Consider the following 15699-nt stretch of genomic DNA (forward strand, 5'->3'; position numbering starts at 1 on the left):
CAGTGGTCAGGCTTAGATCTCGTCGATGGACGACGACTCGAACCTGGAGGAAATGTTGATCCCGAGCTCCTCGGCGGCGCGGAACGCGTCGTCGTCGGTGTCGCGCAGGCTCACCGCGGTGCCGTCGGCCGAGAGGACCTCGACGTTCAAGCACAGCGACTGCATCTCCTTGATGAGCACCTTGAAGCTCTCGGGGATACCCGGCTCCTGGATGTTCTCGCCCTTGACGATGGCCTCGTACACCTTGACGCGGCCGAGGATGTCGTCGGACTTGATGGTCAGGAGCTCCTGGAGCGCGTACGCGGCTCCATAGGCCTCGAGGGCCCAGACCTCCATCTCACCGAAGCGCTGTCCACCGAACTGAGCCTTACCACCGAGCGGCTGCTGCGTGATCATCGAGTACGGACCCGTCGAACGCGCGTGGATCTTGTCGTCCACGAGGTGGTGCAGCTTGAGGATGTACATGTAGCCGACCGAGACCGGTGCCGGGAACGGCTCGCCGGAGCGGCCGTCGAACAGACGGGCCTTCCCGGAGGAACCGATGAGGCGGTCGCCGTCGCGGGTGACGTTGGTCGAGTCGAGCAGACCGGCGATCTCCTCCTCGGAGGCGCCGTCGAACACCGGGGTCGCGACCTTGGTGTTCGGCTCGGCCGAGTGCGCGGCAGCCGGGAGCTTCTTGGCCCAGCTGGGCTTGCCCTCGACGTTCCAGCCCTGCTTCGCGATCCACCCCAGGTGGATCTCGAGGACCTGACCGAAGTTCATTCGACCGGGGATGCCGAGCGGGTTGAGGATGACGTCGACCGGCGTGCCGTCCTCGAGGAACGGCATGTCCTCGACGGGCAGGATCTTCGCGATGACACCCTTGTTGCCGTGACGGCCGGCGAGCTTGTCGCCCTCGGTGATCTTGCGCTTCTGGGCGATGTAGACGACCACACGCTGGTTGACGCCCGAGCCGAGCTCGTCGTCGCCGTCCTGTGCGTCGAACACCTTGACGGCGATGATCGTGCCGGCTTCACCGTGGGGGACCTTCAGCGAGGTGTCGCGGACTTCGCGGCTCTTCTCGTTGAAGATGGCGCGGAGCAGGCGCTCCTCGGCGGAGAGCTCGGTCTCACCCTTCGGCGTGACCTTGCCGACGAGGATGTCGCCGGGGCGGACCTCGGCACCGATGCGGATGATGCCGCGCTCGTCGAGGTCCTTGAGCAGCTCCGGGCTGACGTTCGGGAGATCACGGGTGATCTCCTCCTTGCCGAGCTTGGTGTCGCGGGCGTCGACCTCGTACTCCTCGATGTGGATCGAGGAGAGGACGTCGTCCTTCACCAGGTTCTGGCTGAGGATGATCGCGTCCTCGAAGTTGTGACCCTCCCACGTCATGAAGGCGACGAGGAGGTTCTTGCCGAGCGCGAGCTCGCCGTTCTCCGTAGCGGGGCCGTCGGCGATGACCTCGCCGGCCTCGATGCGTGCACCCTCGGAGACGATGACGCGGTTGTTGTAGCTCGTGCCCTGGTTGGAGCGGTCGAACTTGCGCAGGTAGTAGGTCTGCGTGCCACCCTCGTCGAGCTGGATGGTGACGGACTCGGCCGACACCTCCTGGACGACGCCGGCCTTGTCGGCGGTGACGACGTCACCCGCGTCGATGGCTGCGTAGCCCTCCATACCGGTACCGACGAGCGGCGAGTCCGACATGAGGAGCGGGACGGCCTGACGCTGCATGTTGGCACCCATGAGGGCGCGGTTCGCGTCGTCGTGCTCGAGGAACGGGATGAGGGAGGTCGCGACCGACACCATCTGGCGCGGGGAGACGTCCATGTAGCCGATCTCCTCGGACGGGATGAGGTCGACCTCGCCGCCCTTCTTCCGGGCGAGGACGCGGTCCTCCTGGAAGTGGCCGTCGCTCTTCAGCGGAGCGTTGGCCTGCGCGACGATGTAGTTGTCCTCTTCCATCGCGGTCAGGTAGTCGATGTCCTCGGTGACCCGGCCGTCGACGACGCGACGGTACGGGGTCTCGATGAAACCGAACGAGTTGATCCGCGCGAACGATGCGAGCGAACCGATGAGGCCGATGTTCGGGCCTTCCGGGGTCTCGATCGGGCACATGCGGCCGTAGTGCGACGGGTGGACGTCTCGCACCTCGACGCCTGCACGCTCACGCGACAGACCACCGGGGCCGAGCGCCGAGAGGCGACGCTTGTGGGTCAGACCCGCGAGCGGGTTGTTCTGATCCATGAACTGCGACAGCTGCGAGGTCCCGAAGAACTCCTTGATCGCGGCGACGACGGGGCGCACGTTGATCAGGGTCTGCGGCGTGATGGCCTCGATGTCCTGCGTGGTCATGCGCTCGCGGACGACGCGCTCCATGCGGGACAGACCGGTGCGGACCTGGTTCTGGATGAGCTCGCCGACGGCGCGGATGCGACGGTTGCCGAAGTTGTCGATGTCGTCCGTGTCGAGACGGAGGTCGACGGGCTTGCCGTTGCGGACACCCGGGAGGGTGGCCGTGCCGCGGTGCAGGGCGACGAGGTACTTGATCGTGGCGACGATGTCGTCGGTCGTCAGGACGGAGTCGCTGAGCGGCTTGTCGAGACCGAGCTTGTTGTTGATCTTGTACCGGCCGACCTTCGCGAGGTCGTAGCGCTTCGAGTTGAAGTAGAAGTTGTCGAGGAGCGCACGCGCGGCCTCGGCTGCGACCTGCTCGCCCGGACGGAGCTTGCGGTAGATGTCGCGGAGCGCGTCCTCCTTGGTGAGGATCGTGTCCTTCTCGAGGGTGAGCTCGATCGACTCGTAGCCCTTGAACTCCTCGAGGATCTCCTCGCTCGTCATGCCGAGCGCCTTGAGGAACACGGTGACGGACTGCTTGCGCTTGCGGTCGATGCGGACGCCGACCTGGTCGCGCTTGTCGATCTCGAACTCGAGCCAGGCACCACGGCTCGGGATGACGCGAGCGGAGAAGATGTCCTTGTCGGAGGTCTTCTCCTGAGCCGACTCGAAGTACACGCCCGGGCTGCGGACGAGCTGCGAGACGACGACACGCTCGGTGCCGTTGATGATGAAGGTACCGCGCTCGGTCATGAGCGGGAAGTCGCCCATGAAGACCGTCTGCGTCTTGATCTCACCGGTGAGGTGGTTCATGAACTCGGCCTCGACGTAGAGCGGGGCCGCGTACGTCTTGCCGCGCTCCTTGCACTCGTCGATGGAGTACTTCTCGGGCTCGAGGTACGGGTTGGCGAAGGAGAGCTGCATCGTCTCGCCGAGGTCCTCGATGGGCGAGATCTCCTCGAAGATCTCGTCGAGGCCGCTCTTCGTGGGCAGGTCCTGTCGGCCGGCCTGGGTGGCTTCTGCGACGCGTGCCTTCCACACGTCGTTGCCGACCAGCCAGTCGAAGCTCTCGGTCTGCAGAGCCAGGAGGTCTGGAACCGTGAGCGTGTCGGTGATCTTCGCGAACGAGAGGCGGGATGCTCCGCGGCCGTTCTTGGGTGAGTTGGTGGTTGCGTTGCGCGCAGCAGCCAAGGGGATAACCTCCGGAGGCCTGTTGGGGGCCGAGTTACTGGTCGTCAGTGGAGTTACTCACCAGAAAGAGAACATGTGGCGGGTTGGACCCGCACACCAGCCGACCGCAATATGAAGGCATAGAGATTCTGGGAGCGCAAAGAACAACTATATGCCGGAATCTTCGGCGTGTCTACTCTTTCCTTGACGAGTTTTCGACTTTCCGGTATAACCGCCGCGTCGCCCCCGGTGTTCCCGTCAACCCGTGCTGAACCGCAGACGCTGACCGGGCCGGAGTTGCGCCAGGAGGTCTCGGTCCGCGGCACGCACGACCGCGACGACCGGATACCCGCCGGTGACCGGGTGGTCGGCCGACAGGATCGTCGGCAGACCGCTCGGCGGCACCTGGACCGCCCCGGCGACCATGCCCTCGCTCGGCAGCTCACGACCGGGATCGAGCCGCTCGAGCGGCCTCCCGTCGAGGCGCATCCCGATGCGATCGGCGTCGGCCGTCATGGTCCACGGCTGCTCGACCAGGCGCCGCAGGGAGGCGTCGTCGAACCAGTCCCGGCGGGGCCCCGGCGAGATCCGCACGAGACGCTCCCCGGCGTCGGGCCGCGTCCACGGGGCGATGTCGAGCGGAGGGACGCGGCGGCGCGGGGTGGGGAGGACGGGGAGTCGATCGCCGGCGACGACCGGTGCCGGGCCGAGGCCGGCCAGGGTGTCCGTCGACCGCGAGCCGAGGAGCTGCGGGCCGTCCAAGCCGCCGCGGACGGCGAGGACGTACCGGAGCCCGTGGGTCGCCGCGCCGAGTTCGAGCCGGGAGCCGGCCTGGACGCGGACGGCGCGGTGCCCGTCGGACCGCCTGCCGTCGACGGTGATCGGACCCCACGCACCGGTCACGGCGATCCAGAGGTCGACCTCGGCGACGGCCACGAACGGGCCCAGGACGACCTCGAGCGCCGCACGGCCCTCCGGGTTGCCGACGAGACGGTTGGCGAGGCGCAGGGCGCCGCGGTCGAGCGCGCCGGACGGGCTGACCCCGAGGGCCGCGGCCCCAGGTCGACCCAGGTCCTGCACGGTGGTCGCCGGCCCCGCCGCCTCCACGAGCAGCGTCCCGCCCATCATGCGACGACCTGCACGAAGCGCACCCGGCCGCCGGGGACGAGGAGGGCGGGCGGGTCCGCTGCATCGTCCCACAGGACGGCGTCGGTCGTCCCGATGATGCGCCACCCGCCCGGGGAGGCACGCGGATAGACGCCGCTGAACGTTCCGGCGAGCGCCACCGAACCCGCGGGGACGGTCGTCCGCGGCACACTCAGGCGCGGGATCTCGAGTGGCCGGCCGATCGTCTCGTCCTCCCGCTCCGGGACGAGGTAGGCGAATCCCGGCGCGAAGCCGCTGAAGGCGACGGTCCATGCGCGAGCGGTGTGCCAGGCGATGAGATCCGCTAGCTCCATGCCGAGCAGCTCCGCGGTCTCGCGGAGGTCCGGTCCGTCGTAGCGGACGTGGATGACGACGTCCGGCCGCGCCAGCTCCTCCTCGACAGCGACCGTCGAGCCTCCCGCGCCGGGTGCGAGCGCCCGTTCCGCGGTCGCGAGCAACCAGGTCCCCACCGCGGCGAGCGCCGGACCCCGCGCGCCCGTCACGGCGAGCACGGTCCGGGCGGCCGGGACGAGGTCGACCAGCCCCGCCGGGCGCGACGCGGCGAGCGCCCGGTGCACGAGCAGCACGTCCTCGAGCGATCCGAGTTCGAGGAGTACGGCCTCCTCCCCCATCGCTCGGAGCACGGGTCCCGATGAGGTGTCCGTGTTCACCACGGCGCGACCAGTGCGACGCCGGCGTCCAGCAGGGCGGTCCTGACCGCCGTGGCGAGCGACACGGCTCCCGGGGTGTCGCCGTGCACGCAGAGCGAGACCGCGTCGAGTTCGACGTCGGCACCGTCGACACTGGTGATGCGTCGGTCGAGGACGAGGGAGACGGCGCGGCGGACGGCGGCGGTCTCATCGGTGACCAGTGCCCCGGGGGTATCACGCGGGACGAGCGAACCGTCGGAGCGGTAGCCGCGGTCGACGAAGGCTTCAGCGACGAAGCGGAGCCCGGCGGCGAGGGTCTCGCGTTCGATCACGGAGCCGGGCATCCCGAGCACGGGAAGTGGTCGCCCGAGCTCTTCGGAGGCCGTGACCACCGCGCGGACGACCGCCCGCGCCTGGACCCGGTCGTGCGCGATCCGGTTGTAGAGGGCGCCGTGCGGCTTCACGTAGGCGAGCCCCAGGGCGGTCCCGTCGGCTTCGCCGACCTCGTCGACCGCTCGCTGCAGGGCGCGGAGCTGCTCCAGGACCTCCGCTTCGAGCACCTCGGCGGGTACGTCCTGGTCGCGGCGCCCGAAGCCCGCCTCGTCCCGGTAGGAGGGGTGGGCTCCCAACGACACCCCGTGGGCCGTCGAGCGGCGGACGGCGTCGCGCATGGACACGTCGTCCCCGGCGTGGAAGCCGCAGGCGATGTTCGCGCTCGTGACGAGGGCGAACATGGCGTCGTCGTCGGCGGTCGGCACGCCGCGCCAGACCTCGCCGAGGTCGCTGTTGAGGTCCGCCTGCGCCACGGCCGCACCCCTTCCGCTCCGCCTCCCACTCCTGCGGGAAAGTCTAGGGTGGGGGTATGGACGAGGCACAGGTACGACTCGGCGTCAGCGGATACCTGGCCAGGATCGAGGCCGACCGCTTCGTGCCGGGCACCTATCAGCTGGTGGTCGACGGCACGCCGCAGTCACACGTCAACCTCGATCAGCCCGAGGAGCTCTTCTTCGAGTACATCCAGCGCATCGGTCACATCATCGACGAGATCGCCGATCCCGGCCAGCCGATCACGGCGGTACACCTCGGCGCCGGCGCGCTCACCCTCCCCCGCTACGTCGAGGCGACGAGGCCGGGCTCGCGGCAGCAGGTCGTCGAGCTCGAGCGCGAACTCATCGATCTCGTGCGCGAGCACCTCCCCTGGTCGAAGCGCGCCCAGATCCGCGTCCGCTACGGCGACGCCCGCGAGATCGTCGCGAAGCTGCCGCCGGGGCTCCGGGGCACCGTCGACCTCGTCGTCGTCGACATCTTCAGCGGCGCCAACACGCCCGCCCATGTCACGAGCACGGACTTCTACGCCTCGGCGGTCGAGCTGCTGTCGCCGACCGGCGTCATCGTCGTGAACGTCGCCGACGGCCGCGGACTGGCGTTCGCCCGCGGACAGGCCGCGACGCTCGCCGACTCCGTGTCGCACGTCGCGGCCCTCGCGGAGACGCAGATCCTCAAGGGTCGCCGCTTCGGCAACGTCGTCCTCGTCGGCTCGAACACCGCGCTCCCACTCGACTTCCTGCCGAGGCTCCTCGCGGCCGGACCCCACCCCGCCAAGGCGGTGGCGGGCGCCGAGCTGCGCGCCTTCATCGCGGGGGCTCAGGTCGTGACGGACACGACCGCCGTCCCCTCCCCGAACCCCGCCCAGGGCGTCTTCCAGACGAAGGGCTGATCATGGCCACCACGCAGACGCCGCGACGACGGGGCCTGCGTGCGCCCGCCGCGCTCACCACCCTGCTCGCCGCCACCGCCCTGGCGCTCGTGGCATGCACCGACGGGGAGCCACGATCACCGGGTACAGCCTCCCTTTCCCCCTCCCCCGTGCCGAGTGCGTCCGCATCGACGCCCACATCCGCGGTTCCCACCGGGCCGGTCGCGCCGACCGGTGAGGCCATCACGGTCGTCGGCGGCCTCGACGCGCCCTGGTCGATGGTCCGACTCGCCTCGGGCAGCACGCTGGTGAGCCAGCGCGACGCGGGCGACATCCTCGAGGTCGTCAGCGGAGGCGCGGTGCGGCAGGTCGGCGTGGTCCCCGGGGTGGCCGCGGGAGGCGAGGGCGGGCTGCTCGGACTCGCCGTCCTCACGCCGACGGGATCGGAGACCGCGGGAACCTGGCTCTACGCCTACCTGACGACGTCGTCCGACAACCGCATCGTGCGGTTCCCGCTCACGGGAGCGGCAGGGTCGTACGCGCTCGGCGGCGTGGAGGAGGTCCTCGTCGGCATCCCCCGGGCCGGGAACCACAACGGCGGACGCATCGCGTTCGGACCGGACGGCATGCTCTACGCCACCACGGGCGACGCCGGTGACCGCAGCCTGGCTCAGGACGTGAGCAGCCTCGGCGGGAAGATCCTGCGGCTCACACCCGACGGTGCGGTGCCGGGTGACAACCCGTTCCCGGGGTCGCCCGTCTACTCCCTCGGCCATCGCAACCCGCAGGGCATCGCGTGGGATCGCGACGGTGGTCTGTGGGCGAGCGAGTTCGGCCAGAACACCTGGGACGAGCTCAACCGGATCACCCCCGGTGGGAACTACGGCTGGCCGGTCGCCGAGGGCATCGCCGGAGCCCAGGGCATGATCGACCCGGTCGCGCAGTGGGCCACGGAGGACGCGAGCCCGAGCGGTCTCGCGATCATCGATGACACGATCTTCATGGCCTCGCTCCGCGGCGAGCGACTGTACGGCATCACCGACGGTGTGCACGTCCCGGCGGGGAGCAGCGCGCTCGTGGGCGTGATCGACGCGGTGCCCTACCTCGTCGGTGAGTTCGGACGGATCCGCGACGTCGTGGCCGGCCCGCCGGGGACCGCCTGGATCCTCACGAACAACACCGACGGCCGCGGTTCGCCCGGGTCCCAGGACGACCGGATCGTCGAACTCCCCCTCGCCCCGCTCGCGGCCCGCTGAGAGCGACCGCCACACCGGTGGGTCGTCCCGCTCCTGCGGTCCGGTGTCGGTCGCCGGGAGTACCATCCAGGCATGGCAGAACTCAGTCGGGTCACGGCGTGGGCACAGGCGCTCATCGTGCTGCACCTCGACCCGACGGTCTGGACCTTCGGCTTCGACAACGCCAAGCGACGCGCCGGCCTGTGCAACTTCACGACGAAGCGCATCACCGTCTCGCGCTATCTCGCTGCACGCTACGACGACGACGAGATCCACCAGATCCTCCTCCACGAGGTCGCGCACGCCCTCGCCGGGGCGCGCGCCGGGCACGGACCCAAGTGGCGCAAGATCGCCGAGGAGCTGGGCTACGAGGGCTCCCGACTCCACGAGGGCCAGACGGCCGACGAACTCGCCCCGTGGGTCGGCACCTGCCCCTCGGGCCATGTCCTCTACCGGCATCGGCGCCCGAGCCGGGCCACCTCGTGTGGCAAGTGCTCACGCTCCTGGGACGAACGCTTCCTCCTCAGCTGGGTGCACCGGGAGGTCACGCCGGCCATGCGGCGTCGGGCGGCCGCGTTCGACGGCTCCACCCAGCCCGAGCCGGGCATCGGGCCATGACCAGCAACGCGGTTCCCGTCGACAGCTGGATCGCACTCCTGCGCGGGGTCAACGTCGGCGGCGTCACGATCCGCTCCGCGGACCTCGCCGAGGTGTTCCGATCGGCCGGGTTCACGGGAGTCCGTACCGTGCTGGCAAGCGGCAACGTCGTCTTCGACGACCCGGAGCACGAGCCCGGCGAGACGGCGCACGATGCACGTGGCGCGCTGAAACGGCGAATCGAGCGGGCGCTCGCGGAGGCCTTCGGCTACGAGGCGTGGATCGTGCTCACGCATCAGCACGCACTCGCCGAGGTCGTCGACGCCTACCCCTGGCCGGAGGCCGACGAGGTGCAGCCGTACGTCATGTTCTCCTCCGAACAGAGCTCGCTCGACGCCCTGCTCGCGTTCTCGGCGGCAGCCGGCGAGCAGCCCGACCGCGTCGCACCCGGCGACGGCGTCCTCTACTGGGAGGTCCCGAAGGGGTCGAGCACCGACACCGCCTTCGCGAAGGAGTCCTCGAAGGCCCGGTTCAAACCGCACGTCACCACGCGCAACCTGCGGACGCTGCGGAAGCTCCTCTGAGCAGGCTGATCCGCGGCGTCGGCGCAAGCCCCCGCGAGGTGCCCGACGGTGGCGTACGCTGAATTGATCAGCTAGCTGCACAATTCTGGAGGCACGCTTCATGACCGGCATCGATTCACCCACCACCGCGGACCGCGTCCGGCAGATCGCCCTCGCCGTCAGCGCGGTCCTCGCGATCATCGGCTCCTACATCGGGTCGGGAGCCGCCGGGGGCACGCAGGTCCAGAACGCGGCGAACGGCGCGTTGAGTGCCTCGTCGACGCCGATCGCACCGGACGGACCCGCGTTCTCCATCTGGAGCGTCATCTACCTCGGGCTCGTCGCCTATGCGGTCTGGCAGTTCCTGCCCTCGCAGACGACTCGCGAGCGGCACCGTCGTCTCGGCTACTGGGTCGTGGCGAGCCTGTTGCTGAACGCGGCGTGGATCCTCGTGGTGCAGGCGGGCTTCCTGATCCTCAGCGTGTTCGTGATCGTCGCCCTCCTGGGTGTCCTGGCCCGCATCTTCGTCATCGTGCTCCGCACCAGGCCGGCCGGGATGGTCGACGCCATCATCACGGACGGCACGATGGGCCTCTACCTCGGGTGGGTGTGCGTCGCGACGGCGGCGAACATCACCGCGGCGCTCGTCGGATCCGGGATCGGGAGCGCGGACGGCCCGGCCGCCGGTGTCTGGGCGATCATCGTCCTCGCGGTCGCCGGCGCGGTCGGGATCCTGCTCGCGGTCGTCGGACGTGGGCGCATCGCCCCCATGCTGTCGCTCTGCTGGGGGCTGGCGTGGGTGGCCGTGGGCCGCTTCACCGGTGAACTGCTGTCGACCGAAGCGGGGGTCACGGCGCTGATCGTCGCGGTCGTGGTAGCCGTCGTCACCGTGGTCGTCCGCGTCTCACGGGGACGCGACCGAACAGCGCTCGTGGTCGCCTGACGCTCGGCTCGCCCGACGGCCGCGGCGCTACTCGCCCGTGCGGCCGTCGAGCTGTTCGCGGAGGACGTCGACGTGCCCGAGATGCCGGGCCGTCTCCTCGATCATGTGGAGCTCGATCCACCGCAGTGTGAACCGCCGGTCGTTGCCGAGGCAGACGTCGTCGAGCCGATACCGCGACGCCACCTCGCGGGACTCCTCACAGGCCGCCTCGTAGTCGGCGATGATCTCGGCCAGGCTGTCCTCGGCCGTGACGCGCCATTCGCCGTCGGGATCGTCGTCGGTCCACCGCGCTGGGACGTCCGACTGCCCGTCCATGTCCTCGCGGAACCAGCTGCGCTCGACATCGGCGAGGTGTCGGATGACGCCCGAGACCGTCGTGATGCTCGGCAGCAGCCGCTTGGCCGCGAGCTCGTCGGTGAGGCCGCGTGCCTTCCAGACGATGCTGGCGCGCTGCAGATCGAGGAAACCCTCGATCGTCTCGCGCTCGCCACCGCGCTCAGGCGGCTGCGGGCGGTCGCCCCAGTCGGCCATCAGTCGACGACCTGGACCTCGTTCCCGAAGGCGACGTAGCCGGAGAAGTCCTTGCCGACGCGGTCGAACGCGGTCGGATACGGGGTCGGGTACGACCAGGCCACATCGGGCTTGACCTCACCGCCGTCGGTGACGCCCCAGTACTGGGCGTCGCCCTTCCACGGGCAGTGGTACTGGGTGTCGGTCTCGACGAAGCGCTCGCGGTTGAGGCTCGACGGCGGGAAGTACCAGTTGCCCTCGATCTTGATGAGCTCCGATTCGGGGGCTTCGGCGAGGACGGTGGTTCCGAGGAGTGCGCGCATGCGCCGAGACTACGCCCGGAACACGGCTCCGTCCAGGACCGGGACGACGCTTGACACGTCGACCTCGCGTGCCGCCTGGACGTGCTGGGTGACACCCGCCTGCGCGAGCTGCTGGGCGGTGGCGGACGCGGACAGCAGGTGCCCGACGCCGTTGCGCAGGCCCTCGTACGCGGCGGCGGCGGCAGCGGCCTCCGGTGAGGTGAAGTCGATGCCGCGGAGCCCCAGCGCCTCGATCACGGCGCCCGCCCCGAAGAGGTCCTCGACGGCGAACCGGGTCTCGGCCGTGTCGTCGAGTTCGCCGACCGCGATGACGACGATGCTCGTGCGCCGACCGAGCTCGGCCTGCTTCGCGATGATCCAGTCCGCGACCGCCGACCGGTTGCGCAGGCACCCGGCGACGACCGTCGCACCCGCGTCGGCGAGCAGGGTCGCGATCTGAGCCGTCTCCCCGCGGTCGTCCAGTTCGGCGACGGCGACGGTCTCCCCGCCGCTCACGCGTCGCTCGACGGAGGTCGTCGCGTGGAGCACGTCCACGACGACCGCGACGTCCGCCGCCTCGACCCGGCCGGCTCCTGCCACGCCCCAGTCGAACCTGACCTGGTACTTGGTCTGGGCGAGCGGCGGGTGGACGGGCGGCGGGGTGGCGGCTGCGGTACTCACCCGTTCATCGTATCCAGGCGCACCCACCCACCCCACGACTGTTGCGTCCGAAGACCTCCGTGGGGGTGGGCGCCAGCGCGGTGCGCTGACGCGAGCGCGGGTCATCGGACGTGAGCGCGGGCCTCCGGAGGGGCGCGCTCACGCGCCAGACCCGCGGTGACGTCAGCGCACCGCGCTGGCGCAAGGGCAGGAGGGGGTCAGCGGGAGGCGGTGGGGAAGCGACGGTCGTCGGGGTGGGGCGGACGCATCTCGTTACGGATGAGCTCGAAGTCGTGACGACTCAGCTCGAGGAACCCCCGACGGAGCTGGACACCCCAGTTCCGGGTGAAGCTCGTGAAGTCGAGGAGCGCGAGCATCGGACGGATGGGCGCCTCGACCGCATCCGGGTACCAGTCGACACTCCGCCGCCAGGGCCGCCAATCGGCTCCGTCCGGTCGCGGCACGGCCGCCTGGTAGACGGTGTCGTCGGAGACCCGCCCGATCGCGGTGAACGCCTTGAGCGGCGCGCCGTCCGGGGTGCTGACCCTCGGCGAGTAGTACACGAAGCCGTCGGACTCGCGCATCTGGTCGAGACCGCCGCGCTGCCCGTGGTTGATCTGCACGAAGCCCTGCCGGACACCGAGGACGACGTGATCCCGCTGGATCACGCCCAGCCAGTACCGGATCGCCATAGGCACAGTCTTCCCTACCGGCGCACCCCCTGCAGCCGCCGAGCCGCACATGCGACACTGAGGCATGCGCGTGATGCTGAAACTCGTCCTGGACTGTGATGTCGACGTCGCCTGGCGGGCACTCCGCTCCCCGGCGGTCCTGCGGGAGCTCTACAGCCCTGTCATGGGCCTCGAGGCGCTCGACGCCGACGGGTTCCCCACCATCTGGGAGCCGGGAGCGCACCGCGTGCGCGTGAAGGCCGCCGGCGCGATCCCGGTCGGCGACCAGATCATCGACCTCGAGTTCATCGAGCGCCGTGACGGCACCCGCATCCTCCACGACCAGGGCGACCCGGTCAGCGGGCCGCTCAGCAAGCTCGCCGGGTGGGACCACCAGATGGCGGTGGCCCGCGACAAGCAGGATCCGACGAAGACCCTGTACCGCGACCGACTCGTGATCACCGGCGCGATCGCCCCGCTCTACTGGTACCCGTTGTGGGCGACATGGCAGTGGCGCGGTGCGCGGATCAAAGCGCTCGCGCCGAGCTGGGCCTACGACCCGCCGCTCCCCGGCGACGAGGAGGACGACGAGGTCGGCGCCACGGTCGAGGGCGCCATCTGACGCCTCGCTGTCCGGAGGCCCGGCCGGCCGCGCGTCAGCGCTGAGCCGCCTCGCCCCAGTGCGTCGACTCGCCCGCGGGTGCGATCGTCCGCGGGACGCCGGTGGCCGACGACCGCAGCACCTCGGGCAGGAACCGGTCCGGCATGTTCTGGAACGCGACCGGCCGCAGGAAACGGGTGATCGCGGCCGTCCCCACCGAGGTGCTGGAGTCGTTCGTCGTCGCCGGCCATGGTCCGCCATGCTGCATGGCGGGCGTGACCGCGACGCCGGTGGGCCAACCGCCGAACAGCACCCGTCCGGCGTGCGCCGACAGCTGCTGGACGAGTTCCACGAGGTCGTCGCTCGTCTCGTCGGCACCGGCGTGCAGGGTGGCCGTCAGGTTGCCCTCGCAGAACTCCGACACGAGCGGTGCGAGCGCCGTACCGGCCGGGACCTCGACGAGGATCGACAACGGGCCGAAGGCCTCGTCGAGCAGGGCGTCCCGACCGGCCCGCAGCGCGTCGAGTGGGACCGCGACGATCGTGGGGGTCGCCCAGCCGTCGCCGTCCTCGTCGACCCGGAGCGAACCCTCGGCGATGACCCGCACGCCGTCGGTGCCGAGGATCGTGTCGCGCCTCGCCTGGTACCCGGCCGTGATGCGGTCGTTCAGGAGTCGGTGCTCGGGGACCGCGGCAGCAGCCTCACGGATCGACTCGTCGAGCCCCGCGCCGTCCGGCAGGTAGACGAAGCCGGGCTTCGTGCACAGCTGACCCGCCGAGCCCGCGACACTCGTGACAAATCCCGTCGCGATGGCCGTTGCGGACTCGTCGAGGGCGGTCTGCGTCACGAACACGGGGTTGACGCTGCCGAGCTCGCCGAAGAACGGGATCGGGACGGGGCGTGCCGCCGCGAGGTCGGCGAGGATCCGACCCGCCCGGAGGGAGCCCGTGAAGGAGCCGGCCCGGACGCGCTCGTCCTGCAGCGCGACGACGCCGGCCTCCTGGCCGATGATCGTCTGGAAGACGCCGTCAGGAGCCCCGGACGCCCGGAGCGCGGCCTCGACGACGGCCGCCGTCGCGAGCGAGAGCCGCGGGTGCCCGTCGTGCACCTTGAGGATCACCGGGCATCCGGCCGCGAGGATCGACGCGGTGTCACCACCGGCGACCGAGAAGGCGAAGGGGAAGTTGCTCGCCGCGAAGTTCACGACCGGGCCGAGCGGCACGAGGACGCGGCGGAGTTCCGGGCGCGCGCCGAGCGCGAAATCCGGGTCGGCCTCGTCGATCCGGACGTCGAGGTAGGAGCCGTCGACGATCGTCTCGGCGAACAACCGCAGCTGCACGGCGGTCCGGAGGAGCTCGCCGCGGAGCCGGGCCTCGGCGAGCCCCGTCTCGACCATGCCGACCGGGACGAGCTCGTCCGCGTGGGCCTGCAGGGCGTCGGCGACGGCGACGAGCGCACGCGCACGGGCGTCCGCCGGCGTCGCGGCCCACGCGGGTGCAGCCGCGGCGGCTCCCCGGAGGACCTCCTCGAGCTGCTCGTGGGTGGTCTCCGCGATGGGGGCGTCGGGGGCTGGCGTGGTCGTCATGTGATCCTCCGGGATCGTGGTGTGGTTCAGAACTGGAAGCCGGTCGGGAACGGATCGGCGGGGTCGAGGAGGTAGGAGCCGATACCGGTGACCCAGGCCCGACCGGAGATGGTCGGGATGACGGCCGGCCGGCCCGCCACCGTCGTCTCGGCGATCAGCCGGCCGGTGAACCGGCTACCGATGAAGGACTCGTTGACGAAGTCCTGGTCGAGCGGCAGCTCACCGCGGGCCCAGAGCTCGGCCATGCGCGCCGAGGTTCCGGTGCCGCAGGGCGAGCGGTCGAACCACCCCGGGAAGATGGCCATCGCGTGCCGGGACAGCACGGCGTCGGACCCCGGCGCGATGAACTCGACGTGGTGGCAGTGGTCGAGGCCGGCGATCTCGGGGTGCACGGGCGGCGCCTGCTCGTTGATCGCCGCCATGATCCGCAGGCCCGTGTCGAGGATGTCCTGCTGACGGTCGCGGTCGAAGGGCAGGCCCACGTCGTCGAGGTCGACCATCGCGTAGAAGTTGCCGCCGAACGCGAGGCTGTACGGCACGGTGCCGAGACCGGGCACCTCGATCGTGGCGTCGAGGCGGTCGACGTAGCTCGGGACGTTCTCGATCGTCACGCGGTCGGCGTGCCCGTCGCTGACGTCGACCCGCGCGATCACGAGTCCGGCGGGGGTGTCGAGCCGGATCGTCGTGACCGGCTCGACCACCTCCACCATGCCGGTCTCCACGAGGACCGTCGCGACCCCGATGGTGCCGTGCCCGCACATCGGCAGGCAGCCGGACACCTCGATGTACACGACGCCCCAGTCGCAGTCCGCACGCGTGGACGGCTGCAGGATCGCCCCGCTCATCGCCGCGTGACCGCGGGGCTCGTTCATGAGGAAGAGCCGCAGGTCGTCGAGGTGCTCCATGAAGTGGAGGCGCTTCTCGTTCATGGTCGCGCCGGGGATCACGCCGACCCCGCCGGTGACGACGCGGGTCGGCATGCCCTCGGTGTGCGAGTCGACCGCACTGATCATGCGGGAGGACTTCATGGTGTGCCTCTCAGGACTGGTGGTCGTGG

At 70.4% G+C, this 15699-nt stretch carries 16 protein-coding genes; 6 read left to right on the forward strand and 10 right to left on the reverse strand.

Annotated features, from left to right (window positions below):
* Positions 1-12: 12 nt before the first annotated feature.
* The 4 genes from rpoB to QRN44_RS03335 all read right to left on the reverse strand — a co-directional run bounded on the left by rpoB (position 13) and on the right by QRN44_RS03335 (position 6085).
* Positions 13-3504 (reverse strand): DNA-directed RNA polymerase subunit beta, encoded by a 3492-nt coding sequence (gene rpoB, locus QRN44_RS03320; protein ID WP_064296731.1) that lies wholly within the window; start codon positions 3502-3504, stop codon positions 13-15.
* A gap of 237 nt (positions 3505-3741) precedes the next feature.
* Complete coding sequence (locus QRN44_RS03325; RefSeq protein ID WP_285038254.1) at positions 3742-4608, reverse strand: 5-oxoprolinase subunit C family protein; 867 nt, start codon at positions 4606-4608, stop codon at positions 3742-3744.
* The gene (locus tag QRN44_RS03330; protein ID WP_285038255.1) at positions 4608-5303 is read right to left on the reverse strand and encodes a 5-oxoprolinase subunit B family protein; all 696 of its coding nucleotides are present in this window, start codon (positions 5301-5303) and stop codon (positions 4608-4610) included. Before QRN44_RS03330 ends, QRN44_RS03325 begins: the two co-directional genes overlap by 1 nt.
* Positions 5297-6085, reverse strand: a complete 789-nt coding sequence (locus QRN44_RS03335; protein ID WP_285038256.1) for a LamB/YcsF family protein — start codon at positions 6083-6085, stop codon at positions 5297-5299. The genes QRN44_RS03330 and QRN44_RS03335 overlap by 7 nt, the downstream gene beginning before the upstream one ends.
* 56 nt (positions 6086-6141) lie before the next feature.
* Here QRN44_RS03335 and QRN44_RS03340 point away from each other — a divergent pair, with 56 nt between their 5' ends.
* The 5 genes from QRN44_RS03340 (at position 6142) to QRN44_RS03360 (ending at position 10313) form a co-directional block, all read left to right on the forward strand.
* Entirely contained in the window at positions 6142-6996 is an 855-nt protein-coding gene (locus QRN44_RS03340; protein WP_285038257.1) for a spermidine synthase, read from the forward strand.
* Between the two features lie 2 nt (positions 6997-6998).
* A complete protein-coding gene (locus tag QRN44_RS03345; RefSeq protein ID WP_285038258.1) occupies positions 6999-8231 on the forward strand; it encodes a PQQ-dependent sugar dehydrogenase in 1233 nt (410 codons plus the stop codon).
* Positions 8232-8303: 72 nt separating this feature from the next.
* A complete protein-coding gene (locus QRN44_RS03350; RefSeq protein WP_285038259.1) occupies positions 8304-8828 on the forward strand; it encodes a SprT-like domain-containing protein in 525 nt (174 codons plus the stop codon).
* Positions 8825-9391, forward strand: a complete 567-nt coding sequence (locus QRN44_RS03355) for a DUF1697 domain-containing protein (RefSeq protein WP_285038260.1) — start codon at positions 8825-8827, stop codon at positions 9389-9391. Before QRN44_RS03350 ends, QRN44_RS03355 begins: the two co-directional genes overlap by 4 nt.
* Before the next feature lie 100 nt (positions 9392-9491).
* A complete protein-coding gene (locus QRN44_RS03360; RefSeq protein WP_285038261.1) occupies positions 9492-10313 on the forward strand; it encodes a TspO/MBR family protein in 822 nt (273 codons plus the stop codon).
* Between the two features lie 27 nt (positions 10314-10340).
* Here the strand turns inward: QRN44_RS03360 and QRN44_RS03365 are convergent, their stop codons facing one another.
* The 4 genes from QRN44_RS03365 to QRN44_RS03380 form a co-directional block, all read right to left on the reverse strand.
* Positions 10341-10844, reverse strand: a complete 504-nt coding sequence (locus QRN44_RS03365; protein ID WP_175116290.1) for a DinB family protein — start codon at positions 10842-10844, stop codon at positions 10341-10343.
* Entirely contained in the window at positions 10844-11146 is a 303-nt protein-coding gene (locus QRN44_RS03370; protein WP_064296381.1) for a DUF427 domain-containing protein, read from the reverse strand. The genes QRN44_RS03365 and QRN44_RS03370 overlap by 1 nt, the downstream gene beginning before the upstream one ends.
* Before the next feature lie 9 nt (positions 11147-11155).
* Entirely contained in the window at positions 11156-11806 is a 651-nt protein-coding gene (locus QRN44_RS03375) for a 2-phosphosulfolactate phosphatase (RefSeq protein ID WP_285038262.1), read from the reverse strand.
* Between the two features lie 197 nt (positions 11807-12003).
* A complete protein-coding gene (locus QRN44_RS03380; protein ID WP_121289600.1) occupies positions 12004-12477 on the reverse strand; it encodes an EVE domain-containing protein in 474 nt (157 codons plus the stop codon).
* A gap of 73 nt (positions 12478-12550) precedes the next feature.
* On the opposite strand from QRN44_RS03380, the gene QRN44_RS03385 reads away from it, so the two are divergent.
* The gene (locus QRN44_RS03385; RefSeq protein ID WP_231884282.1) at positions 12551-13078 is read left to right on the forward strand and encodes a hypothetical protein; all 528 of its coding nucleotides are present in this window, start codon (positions 12551-12553) and stop codon (positions 13076-13078) included.
* Positions 13079-13112: 34 nt separating this feature from the next.
* Here the strand turns inward: QRN44_RS03385 and QRN44_RS03390 are convergent, their stop codons facing one another.
* Both QRN44_RS03390 and QRN44_RS03395 read right to left on the reverse strand, forming a co-directional pair.
* A complete protein-coding gene (locus QRN44_RS03390; protein WP_175116292.1) occupies positions 13113-14642 on the reverse strand; it encodes an aldehyde dehydrogenase (NADP(+)) in 1530 nt (509 codons plus the stop codon).
* Between the two features lie 26 nt (positions 14643-14668).
* On the reverse strand, positions 14669-15670 hold the full coding sequence (locus tag QRN44_RS03395) for a proline racemase family protein (RefSeq protein WP_285038263.1): 1002 nt from the start codon (positions 15668-15670) through the stop codon (positions 14669-14671).
* Between the last annotated feature and the right edge of the window lie 29 nt (positions 15671-15699).

This window comes from Plantibacter sp. lyk4-40-MEA-4 (genome assembly GCF_030209415.1).
Classification (GTDB): Bacteria; Actinomycetota; Actinomycetes; order Actinomycetales; family Microbacteriaceae; genus Plantibacter; species Plantibacter flavus_A.

Bases quoted from the DNA above. Each gene is read 5' to 3' on its own strand.
- QRN44_RS03325 (WP_285038254.1), bottom strand. From the start codon at position 4,608: ATGGGCGGGACGCTGCTCGTGGAGGCGGCGGGGCCGGCGACCACCGTG.
- QRN44_RS03340 (WP_285038257.1), top strand. From the start codon at position 6,142: ATGGACGAGGCACAGGTACGACTCGGCGTCAGCGGATACCTGGCCAGG.
- QRN44_RS03345 (WP_285038258.1), top strand. From the start codon at position 6,999: ATGGCCACCACGCAGACGCCGCGACGACGGGGCCTGCGTGCGCCCGCC.
- QRN44_RS03350 (WP_285038259.1), top strand. From the start codon at position 8,304: ATGGCAGAACTCAGTCGGGTCACGGCGTGGGCACAGGCGCTCATCGTG.
- QRN44_RS03355 (WP_285038260.1), top strand. From the start codon at position 8,825: ATGACCAGCAACGCGGTTCCCGTCGACAGCTGGATCGCACTCCTGCGC.
- QRN44_RS03360 (WP_285038261.1), top strand. From the start codon at position 9,492: ATGACCGGCATCGATTCACCCACCACCGCGGACCGCGTCCGGCAGATC.
- QRN44_RS03365 (WP_175116290.1), bottom strand. From the start codon at position 10,844: ATGGCCGACTGGGGCGACCGCCCGCAGCCGCCTGAGCGCGGTGGCGAG.
- QRN44_RS03370 (WP_064296381.1), bottom strand. From the start codon at position 11,146: ATGCGCGCACTCCTCGGAACCACCGTCCTCGCCGAAGCCCCCGAATCG.
- QRN44_RS03380 (WP_121289600.1), bottom strand. From the start codon at position 12,477: ATGGCGATCCGGTACTGGCTGGGCGTGATCCAGCGGGATCACGTCGTC.
- QRN44_RS03385 (WP_231884282.1), top strand. From the start codon at position 12,551: ATGCTGAAACTCGTCCTGGACTGTGATGTCGACGTCGCCTGGCGGGCA.
- QRN44_RS03390 (WP_175116292.1), bottom strand. From the start codon at position 14,642: ATGACGACCACGCCAGCCCCCGACGCCCCCATCGCGGAGACCACCCAC.
- QRN44_RS03395 (WP_285038263.1), bottom strand. From the start codon at position 15,670: ATGAAGTCCTCCCGCATGATCAGTGCGGTCGACTCGCACACCGAGGGC.